This window comes from Actinosynnema sp. CS-041913 (assembly GCF_050942485.1).
Taxonomy (GTDB): Bacteria; Actinomycetota; Actinomycetes; order Mycobacteriales; family Pseudonocardiaceae; genus Actinosynnema.
Genome location: NZ_CP192037.1, coordinates 3341468 through 3357404, shown reverse-complemented (window position 1 = coordinate 3357404; position 15937 = coordinate 3341468). Strand labels below are relative to the sequence as shown.

The window sequence follows — 15937 nt, the reverse complement described above, 5'->3', positions numbered from 1 at the left end:
GACCGGGTCGACCTCCGCTCACCGGAACGCCTTCACCGCCCGAGGGCGGCGGCTCAGGTGGGCCGGTAGCGGGCTCTGATGTGGAAGCGCTCGCCTTGGGGGCCGAGGATGCTCAGGAACTCCACCGGCCGCTCGTCGGCGTTGCCGAACCAGTGCGGGAGGTGGGTGTCGAACTCGGCGACCTCGCCGGCGGCGAGGACGAGGTCCTGGTCGCCGAGCACCAGGCGGAGCCGTCCGCTCAGGACGTACAGCCAGTGGTACCCCTCGTGGGAGCGGGGATCGGGTTCGAGGTCGTTCGGGCCCGCCGGGAGGACCTGCTTGAACGCCTGGAGCCCACCGGGTTTGCGGGTCAGCGGGATGACCGTCATGCCGTTGCGGGTGAACGGCCTGGGGTAGACCCGCGGGTCGCCGCTGGGCGGGGCGCCGACCAGTTCGTCCAGCGGCACCTGGTAGACCCGGGCCAGCGGCAGCAGCAGTTGCAGGCCCGGCTTGCGCTGCCCGGACTCCAGCCGGGACAGGGTGCTGACCGGGATGCCGGTGCTCTCCGACAGGGCGGTCAGGGTGGCGCCGCTGCGGCGGCGCAGCTCGCGCAGCCGTGGACCGACCTCGGCCAGCACGGAATCGAACTCGTCGCTCATCCGGCCACTCTGACCCACGTTTTGCGCACTTCGCAAAGAACTTTGCCAACTCGTGCCCGGTGCCGGCCGCCCACGTGGCAAGTCCACTGTGGACGAAGCGACCTACCGGGCCTCTCCCTCCGCACCGCGGGCTTTGCGACGCTGCTCCTCGGCGCGTTCACGGCAGCGGCGCAGGAACTCCGCGTCGGACTCCAGGTCGGTGGCGGCCATCCGCCCGGGGCGGTCGTACTCGGGGAAGGCCGGCATGTCGCGCTCGTAGGCCCGCTGCCCGCCGACCGGTCGCACCGGCCTGCCCGCGAGCAGCCAGGCGATCGAGCCGACCAGCGGGAAGAACAGCACGATCAGCAGCCAGCCCACCTTGGGCAGGTGCCGGGCGTCGCCGTCGTCGGTGGTGATGACGTCGATCAGGCAGAACAGCCACAGGCCCAGCGTGAGCACGCCGAAGAGGCCACCGAAATAGAACATCGCCCACAACCCCCAAAGTCGTCGGGGCAGGGTAGCGCAGGGCGCTTCCGGTGCACACCGGCCGATCAGCTTGCGCCGCACGCGTTTCGCGGCCGACGGCGCTCAGGCCGGATCGTGCGCGTTCCCGGTGGTGTGGCCGGCTCGGCGGGTGAAGCGGGCGCGGAGCAGTCCGGTGACCGAGGGGCCGCCGGCCAGGCACCACACGGCGATCACGGGGTCGCAGATGGCGCAGCCCAGGGACGAGTGGTCGGCGAAGGGGATGATGGGATTGCCCTTCAGGTGGTGGGCCACGTCCCAGGCGGTGTGCAGGAGCCAGGCGACACCGATGAACGCCCACGACTCCAGGCCGCGGTAGGCGCAGTAGGTCGCGACGATGGTGAAGGCGAACTCCCACAGGCCGAAGCCGCCGCCGCTGAGGTAGGCGGCTCCGGCGCCGCCGACCAGGACGGCGTTGAAGTGGCGTCGGTGCGGTTCCCGGATGAGCGAGTTGACGAGGACGTACAGGACGCCGATCAGGATTGGTGCGACCACGGTCATGGGTGGGATTGCCTTCGCTGGACGAGGGTGGGGACTGGCAACCCAGACGTTAGGAAGCCGCGGTCCGCCTCGGGAGTGGCCGGCGGGACAATCACCAACGGGTTCTCGCCGGCGGGACGACGACCGACGGATCTCGCCGGCGGGACGATCAGTGGCGGAATCTTGCGGACGTTCGCAGGTCTTTTGGTGCAGATCGAGGTGATTGCTGTTGCGCTCGTCGCCGCGCAACCGGTACAGGTCATCGGTAGCCCTCGTGCTGAAGGAGTCGCCGCGTGAACCCCGACCTGCTGCGCAACTACCTCGCCCGGCACCAGGTGGGCCGCCGTGACGTGCTCCGGATCGCGGGAGCCGCCGGCGTTGCCGGCCTGGTGGGAGCCACCGCCGCCCAGCCCGCAGCCGCCCAGCCTGACGCCCACGGGTTGGACGACACGCCGTTCGACTACGCCGACCCCGCGAACCTGTCCGACTGGGCGCCCAGCCGGTACGGGCCGGACGACCAGCGTGGCGCGCTCAACGAGGTCACCCCGGCCAAGACCGCCGCGGCGCTGGGGCTGCTGCGGGCCCGCCGCGAGGTCACCACCTACAACCTCGGCGAGCTGATGTGGAACGGCTTCCCCGCCTTCGTCACCGATCCCCGCCGCACCTACCAGCAGCGGCTCACCATCTGGGGTTATCCGCCGCCGCCCGGGTTCCGGGAGGAGGGCGGCGTCCTGGTGGGGCTGGAACCGCTGGGCGCCAACCGGCTCAGCGCGCACGAGGAGCGGTTCGAGGCGGAGTTCTCGCCCAGGCACCCGAAGCCGCTGGCCACGACCTTCCAGATCGGCAGCCAGCTCGACAACCTCAACCACGTCGGCGCGGCCGAGTTCTTCTACAACGGCCTGCGCGGCCCGGACATCGCCCGCGGCCACGGCACGGTCCGGCTCGGCGCGGAGAACATGGGTCCGGTGGTCACCCGCGGCGTGCTGCTGGACGTGCTGGGCGTGAAACTCGCCCGCGACCGCGTGGAGGACCTGGCGGAGCCCGCGAGCAACGGCCGTCCGCTGCTGCGCGAGAACTACCGCATCACCGTCGAGGACATCAAGGACGCGATGGAGTTCGGCGGCATCCGGCACCTCGAACCCGGTGACGCCGTGCTGTTCCACACCGGTTGGAGCCACCTCCTGGCCCGCCGCGACCCGGCCGACATCGCCCGCTGGGAGGGCGCCCGCGGCCTGCCCGGCATCTACCTGCGCGAGGCGCGCTGGCTGTCCCGCTTCCGGCCCGCGATCGTCGGCGGCGATAGCTGGGCGCTGGAGGTGGTCGGCAACCCGGTCAACGGCGACGGCACCGCGTTCCCGGTGCACCAGGAGCTGCTCATGCGCCACGGCATCCGCATCGGCGAGTCCTACGTCGTGGAGCGCCTCGCCGCCGACCGGGTCTACGAGTTCGTGTTCATCGTGACGCCGCAGTACTCGCAAGGAGCCACGGCGGGCAACACGCCGCCCGCCGCACTGGGCCAACCCCGACGGCGCTGACCGCGCACGACGAAAGCGGCGACATCGACCCGCCACCCGACGAGAGCGACAGACAGCCACCCGCGACACACGACGAGGGCGGCGGCATCGACCCGCCGCCCTCGTCGCGTGCGTGATCAGCTCCTGCCGCAGAGGGCGTGGTCCAGGAGGTCGACCGTGAAGTCCTTCTGCGGCGGCGGGGTGCCGTCGGCCGGCACGGGGGTGCGGGTGTTCAGCGACACCATCACGCTGCGCTTGCCGTCGTCGGTCACGCCGTTGCGGGTCAGGAAGCCGTGGATCGTGCCGCCGTGCGACCACGACCCGCCGCACGAGTTGGGCGACCAGAGGATGCCCAGGCCGTACCGGACGCCCGGCCCCGACCAGTCGTCCGGGGTGGGCACGGTCCGCTTCATCTCCGCCAGCTCCGCCGGCGGCAGCACCTTCCCGCCCAGCAGCGCCTGGAGGAACTTGTTGCCGTCCTCCGTGGTGCTGATCATCGCACCCGCCGAGCCGCCCCACGACGGGTTCAGCATCGTCACGTCCACCGGCGGTCCGAACCGCGGGTCGGCCGGGTCCGCTTCCAAGCCCTTCTCCGCGAACCGGTCGTAACCCTTGGCGTGCGGTTTCGGGATGAAGGGCGACGTGTTCGGCGTGGACGTGTGGCGCAGGCCCAGCGGGCGGATGATCCGCGCGGTCACCTCGTCCTGCCACGACCGGCCGGTCACGCGCTCGATCAGCATCCCGGCGAGCACGTAGTTGGTGTTGGAGTAGCTGAAGTCCGTGCCCGGCGGGAAGTTCGGCGGCTTGCTCAGGCCCCGCCGCACCAGCTCCTCCGGCGGGTAGGTGTCGAACCGGGTGCGCAGGAAGTCCTTCTCCTTGAACAGGTTCGGCAGCTCCACCGCGTAGTCGTGGAGTCCGCTGGTGTGCTGCAGGAGTTGGCGCACGGTGATCAGGCGCCCGTCGTTGCCGTTGCCCGCCACCACACCCGGCAGCCACCGCTCCACGCTGTCCTCAAGGGACAGTCGACCCTCACCCACGAGCTGCAACACGGTCGTGGCCACGAAGGTCTTGGTGAAGCTGCCGATCCGGAACCGCGCGTTCCACGGCACGGGCGTCTTGGCGGCCACGTCGCCGTACCCGCTGCGCACCTTCACGTCGCCCCGCCGCGTGTCCAGCTCCACCAGCACACCCGGCACGCCCTGGGCGAGCATGGCGTCGGCGTCGCGCTGCAAGGTGCGGGCCGGCGACGATCCCGGAGCGGCGGTCGCCACGCCGGTCGAGAGGCCCACGGCCACGCAGAGGGCCGTCACGATCACGGGAATTCGTTTCATGGCGGCAAAACTACGAGCCGCGGCGGGCGGGCGCGTCGCCCTGGGACGGCAAGTCGGCGTACCCCCAGGAGGGTAGGGCGACTCCTCCCTCAGACGGGCGACGGCGCGCTCCCGATGCGGCTAACGTGTGCCGGTGCGATTCCAACCGATCCTGGTGGACGTGTTGCTCGCCGTCGTGATCACCGTGCTCACGATGGCCACCGCGGTGGCCTACGGCGGAACCGACCCGCTGCTCCTGGTCCTCGTCGCGCTCACGGCCGCGCCCCTCGCGCTGCGGCAGCACGCGCCCGTGATCACGATGTGCGTGATCCTCGGCGCGGTGGCCGCGTACGCGTTGATCGGTGACAACGTGTTCGTCAACACGGGCGTGGGTCTGGTCGTGGCGATGTTCACGGTGGCGACCCTGCGGCCCCGGCGGGTGGCGGCGCTGATGTTCGCGGCGACCACGCTGGTGCTGGGCGCGATGTACGTGAAGTTCGCACCGGCCATGGCGTGGTCCGAGGCGTTGCAGGCGACGGTGATCGTGCTCGGCACGTGGGGGCTCGGGGAGAGCACGCGGCGTTGGGGCGACCGGGTGGAACGCTTGGCCGAGCGTGCCGCGCGGGCGGCGTCGGACGAGCGGATCCGCATCGCGCGCGAGTTGCACGACGTGGTGGCCCACCACATGTCGGTGGTGTCGTTGCAGGCGGGTGTGGCGCAATACGTGCTGGACACCGACCTGGCGACCGCGCGGCAGGCCATCGCGACGGTCGGCGACACCAGCCGGGAGGCGTTGACGGAGATGCGGCGGCTGCTCCACGTGCTGCGCATCGACGACCACGGCGAACTCGGTCCGCAACCCGGCCTGGCCGACCTGGACACCCTGACGGAGCGCATGCGGCGGGCGGGCGTCCCGGTGGACGTCGTGGTGCGCGGCGACGCGCGGCCGTTGCCGCCGGGGCAGGACCTGTGCGCGTACCGCATCGTCCAGGAGTCGCTGACCAACATCCTCAAGCACGCCGGACCGGCCACCGCCCGCGTGACGCTCGACTACACCGGCCACCTGCTGACGCTGGAGATCGTCAACACCGGCGCCCAGCCGCCTCCGCCGCCACCCGGCCACACGCCGCAGGGCGTCCGGAACATGCGGGAACGCGCCGAGCTGTACGGCGGTACGGTGGCCGCCGGGCCCGTGGACGGCGGGTTCAGCGTCGTGCTCCGACTGCCGACGGGACGTGACCGGTGACCACACGCGTGCTGATCGCCGACGACCAGCCGTTGATCCGCGCCGGCCTCGTCGCCCTGTTCACGGCCGCGCCGGGGTTCGAAGTAGTCGGCGAGGCGGCCGACGGCGAGCAGGCCGTGGCGCTGACCGCCGAGACCCGGCCCGACGTGGTCCTGATGGACATCCGGATGCCCGTCCGCGACGGCATCGCCGCCACCCGCGACATCCTCTCCGGCCCGGCCGACCCGATGCCGCACGTGATCGTGCTGACGACGTTCGACCTGCCCGAATACGTCTACACCGCGCTCGGCGAAGGCGCGTCGGGCTTCCTGCTCAAGGACACCCCGCCGGACCGCATCCTCTCCGCGGTGCGCGCCATCGCCGCCGGCGACATCCTCCTCGCGCCCACCATCACCCGACGCCTGGTCGAGACCTACGCCGACCAGCACCGCGCCGCCTCCACCACCCGCTTCCCGCTGTCCGACCTCACCACCCGCGAGACCGAGATCCTGCGCTTCGTCGCCTACGGCCTGACCAACCAGGAGATCGCCCGACGCCTGGTGCTCAGCGAGGCCACGGTCAAGACCCACGTCAAGCGGCTGATGGCCAAGCTCCACCTCACCAGCCGCGCCCAGGCCGTCGTCGCCGCCTACGAATCAGGCCTCGTCACGCCTCGCGAAGAACGCGACCGCTGACCTCAGCCCGCTTCGAACACCGTGCGGCCTCCCACGACGGTCAACTGAGGGGCGAGGTCGGCCAGCTCCTCGTCCGGCGCGGTGGTCGGATCGCGGTCCAGGACCACCAGGTCGGCCAGGCGGCCCGGGGCCAGCGAGCCCTTGCGGTGCTCGGCGTGTTCGAAGTACGCGGGGGCGCTGGTCCACAGGCGGATCGCCTGTTCGCGGGTGAGGCGCAGGTCGGCGGGCACCTCCGCGAGCGGGTGCGGCGCCGCGCCGACGAAGGTCGCCAGGCCGCGCCGCCAGTCCGGGAAGCAGACCGGCGCGTCCGAGCTGTCCGCGACCGGCACCCCGGCGGCCAGCAGCGCGCCGGCGGGGAACGCGCGGGACCACCGGTCCGCGCCGACCGCGGCGGTGATCGTCGCGCCGCTGTAGGACTTCATCAGCGAGCTGGTGATCACGCCGATGCGGTGCTCCGCGAGGCGGCGCGGGGTGTCCTCGTGCAGCAGCGTGCCGTGGATCAGCGCGTGCCGTGCTTCCGGCCACGGATCGCCCTGCTGGGCGCGGATGATCCCGTCGACGGCCGCGTCGGCGGCGCGGTCGCCGGTCACGTGCACCTGCACCTGGAGCCGGTGCCGGTGGGCGACCTCGATGAGGTCGAGCAGTTCGCCGTAACGCTCCTCGTCGTCCGCGCCGGGGGTGACGAGGTGGCCGTAGCCGCCGTTCGGGTAGGGCTGGTGCAGCCACGCCGTGCCGTGGCTGGGCACCCCGTCGGCGAACAGCTTCACCCCGCCGACCCGCAGCCAGTCGTCACCGAGCCCGGTCGCCACGCCGGCGTGGTCGAGCACCGTGGTCAACCGCTCCAGCGACGTCGACGGCGACGGCCAGTCCCAGTGCAGCAGGGCGTTGACGCGCACCGTGAGCCGGCCCTGCTGGTGCAGCACGGCGTAGTCGCGGAGCAGTTCCGGCCACACGATCGGGTCGGTCACGCTGGTGATGCCCAGCGTGTTGAGCACCCTCATGCCGTCCACGATCGCGTCGAGCCGGTCCTGCCTGGACGGCACGGGCGCGTGCCGGGTGACCAGGATGCCCGCCGACTCCAGCAGCATGCCGGTCGGCTCGCCGTCGGCGTCGCGCACGATGATGCCGCCGACCGGGTCCGGGGTGTCCCGGTCGATGCCGGCCACGCGCAACGCGGCGGTGTTCACCAGCACGGAGTGCCGGGACGCGTGGTGCAGCACGGTCGGGCGGCCCCCGGTGACCTCGTCGAGCGCCGTGCGGTGCGGGCCGGGACCACCCGGGCGGAACTCGGCGATGCTCGCCTCCCGCCAGCCCTCCCCGATCAGCCAGTCCCCGTCCGGACGCCGGTCCGCGTCGGCGCGCAGCGCCCCGTGCAGCGCGGCCACCGAGTCGACGCCGGTCAGGTCGGCGTTGCGCCGGGACTGCCCGAACATGGCCAGGTGCAGGTGCGCGTCGTTGACGCCGGGCAGCACCGCGCGGCCATCCAGGTCGATCACCCGGGTCTCCGGCCCGACCAGCGCGGACACCGCGTCGTCATCGCCCACGGCGATGATCCGGTCGCCCGCGACCGCCAGCGCCGAGGCGATGCTGAACCGCTCGTCGGCGGTCACCACCCGGCCGCCCCGCAGCACCAGGTCCGCCGTCACGGTCACCACCCCGCTTCCAGGACCCGGTCCAGCGCCGAGGCCATCTCGTCCGCGTGCGCCCTGGTGAACGTCAGCGGTGGCTTGAGCTTGAGGATGTTCCACGCGGGCCCCGTCGGGTACACCAGCACACCGTGCTCCTTCAGCCGCTCGCAGATGATCAGTGTCTCGGCCGCCGCGGGCTCCTTGGTGGCGCGGTCGAGGACGAACTCGACCCCGCTGTAGAAGCCCTGGCCGCGCACGTCGCCGATCAGCTCGTGCCGCTCGGCCAGCTCGCCGAGCCGGTCGCGCAGGTACTGCCCCACGGTCAACGCGTTGGCCTGCAGGCGTTCCTCGTCCAGCACGCGGAGCAGTTCCAGGCCGACCGCGCAGGCGACCGGGTTGCCGCCGTAGGTGGAGAAGAACCGGCCGGTGCGGTCGTACGCCGCGGAGATCTCCCTGGTGGTGACGAGCGCCGACACCGGGAACCCGTTGCCCATCGCCTTGCCCATGGTCACGAAGTCGGGCACGACGCCCTGGGTCTGGAATCCCCAGAACGCCTCGCCGAGCCGGCCGAACCCGACCTGCACCTCGTCGGCGATGGTGAACGCGCCGTGCCGGCGGGCCTCGGCGTGGATCGGCGCGAGGTAGCCGGGCGGCAGCACGATCTGCCCGCCGCCGGCCAGCAGACCCTCGTACAGGAACGCCGCCGGGGCGCGGCCGGCGTCGGCGAGCCGGTCGAAGGTGTCGGTGACGTGGCGGGCGTACTTCGCGCCGGCCTCCGGGTCGTCGTAGCCGTACTCGCCGCGGTAGCGGTCCGGCACCGGCGTCGGGTGCGTGGTGTCCGGCTTGCCGTAGTGCTTGTACCGGGACGGGCTCACGTCGGCCACGGTCGCGGTGTAGCCGTGGTAGGCATCGTCGATGATCACCACGTCGTCGCGGCCGGTGAGGTAGCGCGACATGCGCAGCGCCAGGTCGTTGGCTTCGCTGCCGGAGTTGAGGAAGTACACCACGTCCAAGCCGTCCGGCAGGGTGGCGGTCAGCGCCTCGGCGTACTCGGTGAGCACCTCGTAGACGAACCTGCTGTTGGTGTTGAGGCGCCGCAACTGCCGCGAGGCCGCCTCGACCAGTCGGGGGTGGCCGTGGCCGAGCAGCGTCACGTTGTTCAGCGCGTCGAGGTAGCCGCGGCCGTGCTCGTCGTAGAACCGGCAGTCCCTGGCGCGCACCATGGTGATCGGCGCGCTGAAGTAGGTCGGGTGGGTGTGCGGCAGGTGTTTCCGCCTCGCCGCCAGCGTGCGCTCGGTGGACGACCGCCAGGCGGTCACCGAGTGCCGCGCGCCGAGCAGCGGAGTGGGGTCCGGCAGCAGCGCCTGCCACACCGGCGCGTCCGCGTGCGCCACCTCGGCGGGCACGCCGCGCCAGCTTGCCACCGGCACGGCGGAGACCCGCACCAGCAGTCGCGAATCCGGGCCGACCACGCCGATTTTTTGTCCTGCAGACACTTGGTCACCTGGAGAGACCGATGTGGACAGTCCGGTGTAGATGGTCCAGAAGCGGACATCGTCGGCGGGTTCGTGCCTGAGCATGAGGTTGACGCCCGGTGGGCAGGGCTCGGCCGTGCCCGCCAGTGGCGCGGACACCGGAACTCCGGCTTCGGCGAACAGGTCCAGTCCGCTGGAGACGGCGTCGCCGCCGGACGTGAACCGCGGCTCGCCGTACCGGCCGACGGCGACCGCCGGGCGGAGGGCGTCGATCGCGGACGCGGAGGCAGTCAGTAGCGCGACCGGGTCACGGGGGTCGACGTCGTCGAAGACCGCGCTGCCCACCGTGAGGTCGACCAGCTCCAGGTCCCGGTCCACCAAGGGTCCGACCGGGTGGGTGGCAAGCCAGTCGCCGACCGCGGTGTGCCCGGCCTGACGCGTGGCGCGCCGGTCGCCGACTGCTCCGTGCCTGACCGTGGCGCGCCGGTCGCCGACTGCCGCGTGCCTGACCGTGGCGCGCCGGTCGCCGACCGCGGTGTGCGGGGCGAGGGCGGGTAGCTCGCAGGCGTGCCGGAGGGTGGCGATGCCGAACTCGGCCGGGGTTTCGGCCAGCACCCGCACCAGCTCCGCCGCGGCCGGGGAGCGGTGGCGGGGGTCGCCGTGCTCGCGGGCCGCGGACAACCGGGCCGCGGTGGCCGCGACGGTGGCCGCGCGGATCGCCAGCAGCGGGTACAGGAGGTCCACTTCGGACTCGGTGAGCGGGCACGCCCGGTGGTAGGCGGCGACGACGGTGGCGGCCACCCGCAGCGGCTTGGGCCGGCCGCGCATGGCGCTGGCGCAGAGGATCGCCAGGTCGGCCACGCGTGCCGTGCGCTGGGCGTCGCCGAAGTCGATCACGCCGATCACCCGCCGCCGCGGGCCGGGGCCGACGAGCAGGTTGAACGCGTTGAGGTCGTGGTGGACCACGCCCTGCGGCAGCTCGGGCAGCCTGTCCAGCAGCGGCAGGAACTCGGCCTGGACGCGGGTGATCGCCGCGCGCAGCTCCGGGTCGGCGACGGCCGGCAGCGCTTCGGCGAGCACCGTGGCGGCGTGCGGGAACTCCCAGTAGTGCGGCGCGGGCGGCGCGGAGTGCCGCCAGGCGACCGTTGCGGCGGCCAGCCGGCCGGCGATCGCGCCGACGTCGGCGAGCAGTTCGACCGAGCGCGCGTCCACCTCGGCCAGCGGCGTGCCCGGCAGCCAGGTGAGCAGCCGCGCCACGAGGTCCGGCTCACCGGGCACGGGGATGACGTCGGCCTCCGCCGGATCGAGTGCGGCGACCACTCGCGGCACCGGCAGGTCCGCGTCGTGCTCCGCCAGGTGCCGCAGCAAGGCGTTCTGGAACCGCACCGCGCCCAGGTCGCCGGCCGAGCACACCTTGAACACGTACTCCGCGCCCGACGCGTCGGCCACCCACACGTTCTGGTCGGTCTCACCCGCGAGAGGCCGACTGTCCACCACAGACACTCCGAAGTGGACCCGCAGGACCTCGCGCAACCGGTCGTCGTCGAGCCGGGGCACGCCGGCCGTGATGCGCCGGTAACGCTCGTCGGTCGTCGACATCAGAACACCACCACCGAACGCAGTGCGGAGCCGGCCCGCAGTTCCTCCAGCGCCGCCGGCACGTCGGCCAGCCCGATCCGGCCGCTGATCAGCTTCTCCAGCCTCAACTCGCCGGCCCGCCACGAGTCGATCACCCGCGGGTAGTCGCGGCGCACGTCGCTGGAGCCGAACACCGAGCCGACCAACCGCCGGCCGCTGGCGTACAGCTCGCGAGCCGTGAACGGCACCACCGCGTCGACCGCCCCGACGCCGACCACCACGGTGGTGCCGCCCCTCCGGGTGGCGTCGTAGGCGGACCGGATGGTCTCCGGCACGCCTACCGCCTCGAACGCCACGTCGAAGCCCTCCCCGCCGGTCACCGCCGCCACCGCCGCGGCCAGCCCGGCAGGCTCCGCGACGTCGGTGGCGCCCAGTTCCAGCGCGAGTTCCCGTTTCGCCGCGACGGGATCCACCGCCAGCACGGCCGAAGCCCCGGCGGCGCGGGCGGCCTGCACGATGGCCATCCCGACGCCGCCGCAGCCGATCACCACCGCGCTGGACCCCGCGACCAGCGCCGCGGTGTTGCGGACCGCGCCCACCCCGGTGGTCACCCCGCAGCTCACCAGCGCGCCGATCTCGAACGGCACCCCGTCGGGCAGCGGCACCAGGTTGTGCCGGGTCACCACGATCTCCTCGGCGAACGCGCCGCACCCGGCCTGCGCCGCCACCGGCTCGCCGCCCACCACGAACCGGGGCCGCCGGTAGTCCGGCCGCGCGCTGTAGCCGCACAGCTCCGGCTGCCCGCGCCGGCAGGCCGCGCACTCACCGCACTGCGGCACCCAGGACACCATCACCCGGTCCCCCACCTCGAAGCCGGCCACGTCGGACCCGGTCTCCAGCACCTCGCCGGCCGCCTCGTGGCCGAGCACCACCGGGGTCGCCAGGCCGAGCCGGCCGGTGGCCGCCGACAGGTCGGAGTGGCACACCCCGGCGGCCCGCACCCGAACCCGCACCAACACGTCCGATATGTCCACTGTGGACACGTCGTCCCGGATCGCGATCCCGTCCAGCCCGCTGCGCTGCAACACCGCGGCACGCATCAAGTCCTCCTCCTGCTCAACTGGTCTGCCACGCCGTCCAGGCCTGAACGACCTTGCTGTAGTTGGCGGTCCACCAGTCGGCGTCGATGAACACCTTGTCCGCGGCGCGGTCCTCGCTCAGCACGTCGATCTGCCGCTGCACGTCGTTCAGCTCGGGCTTGGCCGCCGTGTTGGCCGCGCCCGCCCCGGACAGCTCGGCGAACCGCGCGCCCGGCTCCGGGCGGGAGGCGAACCGGATCAGCTCCTGCGCCAGGTCCTTGTTCTTGGCCCCCTTGGGCACCACGAGCACGTCCCAGGTGACCGGCACCTTGGTGGGCACCCGCTTCCACTGCGTGCCACCGGCCTTCAGGGTCGAGTACGCCCGCGCGCTGACCACCAGCGCCAAGTCGGCCTGGTTGTCCACCATGGCCTGTTGCTGCTGCCCGTAGGTCTGTGCCAGCGTGAGGTCATTCCGGATCCGGTCGTGCACCTTCAGCGCGCGGTCGACGTCCAGCGGGTACAGCCGGTCCGGCGGCACACCGTCCGCGAGCAGCGAGGCTTCCAACTGGCCGATGGCCGGGTCCTTGGCGTACATCACCCGCTTGCCGGGGAACTTCACCGGGTCGAAGAAGTCCGCCAGCGACGTCGGCGGTTTGTCGCCGTAGGTCTTCTCGTTGTACATCAGCATCAGCCCGAACAACGCCGCCGGCACCCCGCAGTCCGACAGCGTGCCGGGCGGGAAGCTGTCCTTCAGATCGCCGACGTCGATCTTCTCCAGCAGCGTGCCGCAGTGCTCGCGCGCCATGAAGGCGTCGGTGTCCATGATGTCCCAGGTGACCCGGCCGGCCTCCACCATCGCGCGCAGCTTGGCGTTGTCCGACGGCCCGTCCAGGGTCACCTTCACGCCGGACTGCTTCTGGTACGGCTCCAGGAAGGCCTTCTGCTGCCCGTCCTGGTAGGCGCCCTTGCCGTAGGACACGAAGGTCAGCGACTTGGCGTCACCGCCGCCGGTGCCGCACGAGGTCAACAGCAGGGCGGCGAAGGCCACCCCGATCGCGGTTCGGCGCACGTCTCACACTCCCAGGGTGGTCGGCCGCGGCACGGCGGCCTGGTGTCGCGGATCCCAGCTCGCCACCACCGACTCCCCCGGCGCGGCCGGGATCGCGGCGCCCGCCAGGCGCATCGCCGAGCCCTCGGCGCCGTCGGCGAACCGCAGCCCGATCCGGTGGTGGTTGCCGACGTAGGCGATGTCGGTGATCACGGCCTTGCGGCGGCGGCACCCGTCGGGCACCGCGCCGGGCTCGGCGTGCAGCTCCAGCCGCTCGGGCCGGACCACGACCACCTCGTCGCCGTCGTCGGTGAACACGTTGGACTCACCGAGGAACTGGGCCACGAACAGCGTGCTCGGCCGCTCGTACAGTTCGCTCGGGGTGCCGACCTGCTCGACCTTGCCGTGGTTGAACACCGCGATCCGGTCGGACAGCGTCAGCGCCTCCTCCTGGTCGTGCGTGACGAACAGGAACGTCATGCCCAGCTCGCGGTGCATCCGGGCGATCTCGCGCCGTAGCTGGTCGCGCAGCTTCTTGTCCAGCGCGCCCAGCGGCTCGTCCATCAGCAGGGCGCGCGGCTCGTACACCACGGCACGGGCCAGCGCGACGCGCTGCTGCTGCCCGCCCGATAGCTGGCGCGGCAGCCGGTCGGCGCAGTCGGCCAGCCCCACCAGCTCCAGCGCCGCGGCCACCCTGGTCCCGATGTCCGTTTTGGACATGCCGCGCTGCTGGAGCGGGAACGCCACGTTCCGGGCCACCGTCAGGTGCGGGAACAACGCGTACTGCTGGAACACCACGCCGAGGTCCCGCTTGTGCGGCTTGAGCCGGCTGATGTCCTGGCCGTCGACGGAGATCGAGCCGGCGCTGAGCGGGGTGAAGCCGGCGATCATGGACAGGGTGGTGGTCTTGCCCGAGCCGGACGGGCCGAGGAAGGTCATGAACTCCCCCGGCGCGATGTCCAGCGTGACGTCGTCGACCGCCGGCCGGGGCAGGCCGGGGAACACCTTGGACACCCCGGAGATCCGGATCCCGTGACTGGTCGAGGTGGTCGATGGCCTCATGGTTCACTCCGGCGTCGGCGGACGAGTTGCGGCAGCAGCAGGGCCACGGTGGTGACCACGACGATCAGGCTGGACGCCGCGGCGATGGTCGGGTCGATCTCCAGCGTGATCGAGTCGTACATCTGCACGGGCAGCGTGCGGATCTCCGGGGTCTGCAGGAACAGCGCGATGACGACCTCGTCCAGCGAGGTGACGAACGCGAACACGAACCCGGAGGCGATGCCGGGCATCAGCAGCGGCAGCGTGATCCGGCGCAGGACCGTCCAGCCGGACGCGCCGAGGCTGGCGGCGGCGACCTCCACCGTGCGGTCGTAGCCGGCCAGGCTGGTGGCCACCGACGTGACCACGAACGGCACCGCCAGCACGGTGTGCGCCAGCACGAAGCCCAGCAGCGTGCCGTTGAGGTGCCAGCGCAGGAAGGTGCCGTAGATGGCCACCGCGACCACGATGCCGGGCACGATCATCGGCGCCATCATCGCCGAGCGCAGCAGCTCCCGGCCGGGGAACCGGCCCCGGTCCAGCCCGATCGCGGCGGCCACCCCGATCACCGTGGCCAGCACCCCGGTCAGCAGCGCCGCCTGCGCCGAGGTGACCACCGACGACATCCACTGCGGTGACGAGAAGAACTCCTCGTACCAGCGCAGCGACCACTCCTTCGGCGGGAACGCGAAGGTCTGGCCGGCGCCGAAGCTCATCGGGATGACCACCAGGGTCGGCGCGAGCAGCAGCACCGCCACCGCGGTCACCCACAGCCGCAGGCCCCAGCCGATCGAGCGGGGCTCCTTGACCCGCGCGCTAGGCACGGTCCACCGCCTGGTTCAGGGCCGCGGTCGGCTTGGCGATCCGGCTCACCGCGAACAGCACCACGAGCGTGACCACCAGCAGCACCGAGCCCATCGCGCCCGCGCCGGGGAAGTCCAGCAGGTCGCCGACCCTGGTCTCGATCACCTGCGAGACCAGCGACTGCTGCGGTGTGCCGAGCAGCGCCGGGGTCACGAAGAAGCCCAGCGTCACGATGAACACCAGGGAGAAGCCCGACACCACGCCCGGCAGCGACAGCGGCAGGTACACCCGCGCGAAGGACTTCAGGCGGTTCGCCCCGAGGCTGGTCGCCGCGTCCATCAGCCGCAGGTCGATGGAGCTGAGGTTGCTGTACAGCGGCAGCACCATGAACGGCAGCATCACCTGCACCATCGCCACGGTGACCCCGGTGACGCTGCCGAGCAGCACCACGCCGTCGATCCCGAACAGCGAGAAGAACCGGTCGATCAGCCCGTCGCGCTGCTCCAGCAGGTACCAGGCGAAGTTGCGGGCCATCACCGAGGTCCAGAACGGCAGCAGCACCAGCACGGTGAGCACCGCACGCGTGCGCCGGGACACGCGGGTCATCGCGTACGCATACGGGTAGGCGACCACCAGCGCCACCAGGCCCACGATCAGCGCGGTCCGCAAGGTCCGCAGCAGCACGGTGACCGAGACGCCGTCGGTGAACAGCGCGGTGTAGTTGGCCAGGCCGAAGGTCGGCTCGGCGAAGCTGCTCCAGACGATGGTGGCCAGCGGGTAGAAGAAGAACACCAGCAGCACCGCGACCGCGGGCAGCAGGACCCACCCGACCACGCCGCGCCGCCCGCGCCGCGGCTCGGCCACCGCCGGGGGTTCGTCGGGCGCGGTGGGCGTCGTGGTGTCGACGGATGTCGTGGTCAT

The 15937-nt window shown here is 72.2% G+C and carries 14 protein-coding genes; 3 read left to right on the top strand and 11 right to left on the bottom strand.

Annotated features, from left to right (window positions below; all coding sequences use genetic code 11):
• Positions 1-53: 53 nt before the first annotated feature.
• From ACQPZF_RS16080 to ACQPZF_RS16070, 3 genes are all read right to left on the bottom strand, one after another.
• Positions 54-638, bottom strand: coding sequence for a helix-turn-helix domain-containing protein (locus tag ACQPZF_RS16080; RefSeq protein WP_433272332.1), 585 nt, complete (start codon positions 636-638; stop codon positions 54-56).
• Positions 639-740: 102 nt separating this feature from the next.
• Positions 741-1103: a PLD nuclease N-terminal domain-containing protein gene (locus tag ACQPZF_RS16075; protein ID WP_433272330.1), complete on the bottom strand. Its 363-nt coding sequence runs from the start codon at positions 1101-1103 to the stop codon at positions 741-743.
• A 102-nt stretch (positions 1104-1205) separates the two neighbouring features.
• A complete protein-coding gene (locus ACQPZF_RS16070) occupies positions 1206-1640 on the bottom strand; it encodes a DUF6010 family protein (protein WP_433272328.1) in 435 nt (144 codons plus the stop codon).
• 272 nt (positions 1641-1912) lie between these two features.
• On the opposite strand from ACQPZF_RS16070, the gene ACQPZF_RS16065 reads away from it, so the two are divergent.
• Entirely contained in the window at positions 1913-3154 is a 1242-nt protein-coding gene (locus ACQPZF_RS16065) for a cyclase family protein (protein ID WP_433272326.1), read from the top strand.
• A 116-nt stretch (positions 3155-3270) separates the two neighbouring features.
• Here the strand turns inward: ACQPZF_RS16065 and ACQPZF_RS16060 are convergent, their stop codons facing one another.
• Positions 3271-4464, bottom strand: coding sequence for a serine hydrolase domain-containing protein (locus tag ACQPZF_RS16060; protein ID WP_433272324.1), 1194 nt, complete (start codon positions 4462-4464; stop codon positions 3271-3273).
• Between the two features lie 133 nt (positions 4465-4597).
• Here ACQPZF_RS16060 and ACQPZF_RS16055 point away from each other — a divergent pair, with 133 nt between their 5' ends.
• Positions 4598-5689 (top strand): sensor histidine kinase, encoded by a 1092-nt coding sequence (locus ACQPZF_RS16055; protein ID WP_433272322.1) that lies wholly within the window; start codon positions 4598-4600, stop codon positions 5687-5689.
• Positions 5686-6363, top strand: coding sequence for a response regulator (locus ACQPZF_RS16050; protein WP_433272320.1), 678 nt, complete (start codon positions 5686-5688; stop codon positions 6361-6363). The genes ACQPZF_RS16055 and ACQPZF_RS16050 overlap by 4 nt, the downstream gene beginning before the upstream one ends.
• Before the next feature lie 2 nt (positions 6364-6365).
• Here the strand turns inward: ACQPZF_RS16050 and ACQPZF_RS16045 are convergent, their stop codons facing one another.
• Genes ACQPZF_RS16045 through ACQPZF_RS16015 form a run of 7 tightly spaced genes read right to left on the bottom strand, consistent with a single transcriptional unit; the run spans position 6366 to position 15937 of the window.
• The gene (locus tag ACQPZF_RS16045) at positions 6366-8009 is read right to left on the bottom strand and encodes an amidohydrolase (protein WP_433272318.1); all 1644 of its coding nucleotides are present in this window, start codon (positions 8007-8009) and stop codon (positions 6366-6368) included.
• Positions 8010-8011: 2 nt separating this feature from the next.
• Positions 8012-11065 (bottom strand): aminotransferase class III-fold pyridoxal phosphate-dependent enzyme, encoded by a 3054-nt coding sequence (locus tag ACQPZF_RS16040; RefSeq protein ID WP_433272316.1) that lies wholly within the window; start codon positions 11063-11065, stop codon positions 8012-8014.
• The gene (locus tag ACQPZF_RS16035) at positions 11065-12144 is read right to left on the bottom strand and encodes a zinc-binding dehydrogenase (protein WP_433272314.1); all 1080 of its coding nucleotides are present in this window, start codon (positions 12142-12144) and stop codon (positions 11065-11067) included. Before ACQPZF_RS16035 ends, ACQPZF_RS16040 begins: the two co-directional genes overlap by 1 nt.
• A gap of 16 nt (positions 12145-12160) precedes the next feature.
• Positions 12161-13192: an extracellular solute-binding protein gene (locus ACQPZF_RS16030; RefSeq protein ID WP_433272312.1), complete on the bottom strand. Its 1032-nt coding sequence runs from the start codon at positions 13190-13192 to the stop codon at positions 12161-12163.
• Positions 13193-13195: 3 nt separating this feature from the next.
• The gene (locus ACQPZF_RS16025) at positions 13196-14233 is read right to left on the bottom strand and encodes an ABC transporter ATP-binding protein (protein ID WP_433272310.1); all 1038 of its coding nucleotides are present in this window, start codon (positions 14231-14233) and stop codon (positions 13196-13198) included.
• Positions 14230-15036: an ABC transporter permease gene (locus ACQPZF_RS16020; protein WP_433272308.1), complete on the bottom strand. Its 807-nt coding sequence runs from the start codon at positions 15034-15036 to the stop codon at positions 14230-14232. Before ACQPZF_RS16020 ends, ACQPZF_RS16025 begins: the two co-directional genes overlap by 4 nt.
• Positions 15029-15937: an ABC transporter permease gene (locus tag ACQPZF_RS16015; protein ID WP_433272306.1), complete on the bottom strand. Its 909-nt coding sequence runs from the start codon at positions 15935-15937 to the stop codon at positions 15029-15031. The genes ACQPZF_RS16020 and ACQPZF_RS16015 overlap by 8 nt, the downstream gene beginning before the upstream one ends.

Bases quoted from the DNA above. Each gene is read 5' to 3' on its own strand.
- ACQPZF_RS16075 (WP_433272330.1), bottom strand. From the start codon at position 1,103: ATGTTCTATTTCGGTGGCCTCTTCGGCGTGCTCACGCTGGGCCTGTGG.
- ACQPZF_RS16015 (WP_433272306.1), bottom strand. From the start codon at position 15,937: ATGACCACGACATCCGTCGACACCACGACGCCCACCGCGCCCGACGAA.
- ACQPZF_RS16025 (WP_433272310.1), bottom strand. From the start codon at position 14,233: ATGAGGCCATCGACCACCTCGACCAGTCACGGGATCCGGATCTCCGGG.
- ACQPZF_RS16060 (WP_433272324.1), bottom strand. From the start codon at position 4,464: ATGAAACGAATTCCCGTGATCGTGACGGCCCTCTGCGTGGCCGTGGGC.
- ACQPZF_RS16035 (WP_433272314.1), bottom strand. From the start codon at position 12,144: ATGCGTGCCGCGGTGTTGCAGCGCAGCGGGCTGGACGGGATCGCGATC.
- ACQPZF_RS16070 (WP_433272328.1), bottom strand. From the start codon at position 1,640: ATGACCGTGGTCGCACCAATCCTGATCGGCGTCCTGTACGTCCTCGTC.
- ACQPZF_RS16080 (WP_433272332.1), bottom strand. From the start codon at position 638: ATGAGCGACGAGTTCGATTCCGTGCTGGCCGAGGTCGGTCCACGGCTG.
- ACQPZF_RS16040 (WP_433272316.1), bottom strand. From the start codon at position 11,065: ATGTCGACGACCGACGAGCGTTACCGGCGCATCACGGCCGGCGTGCCC.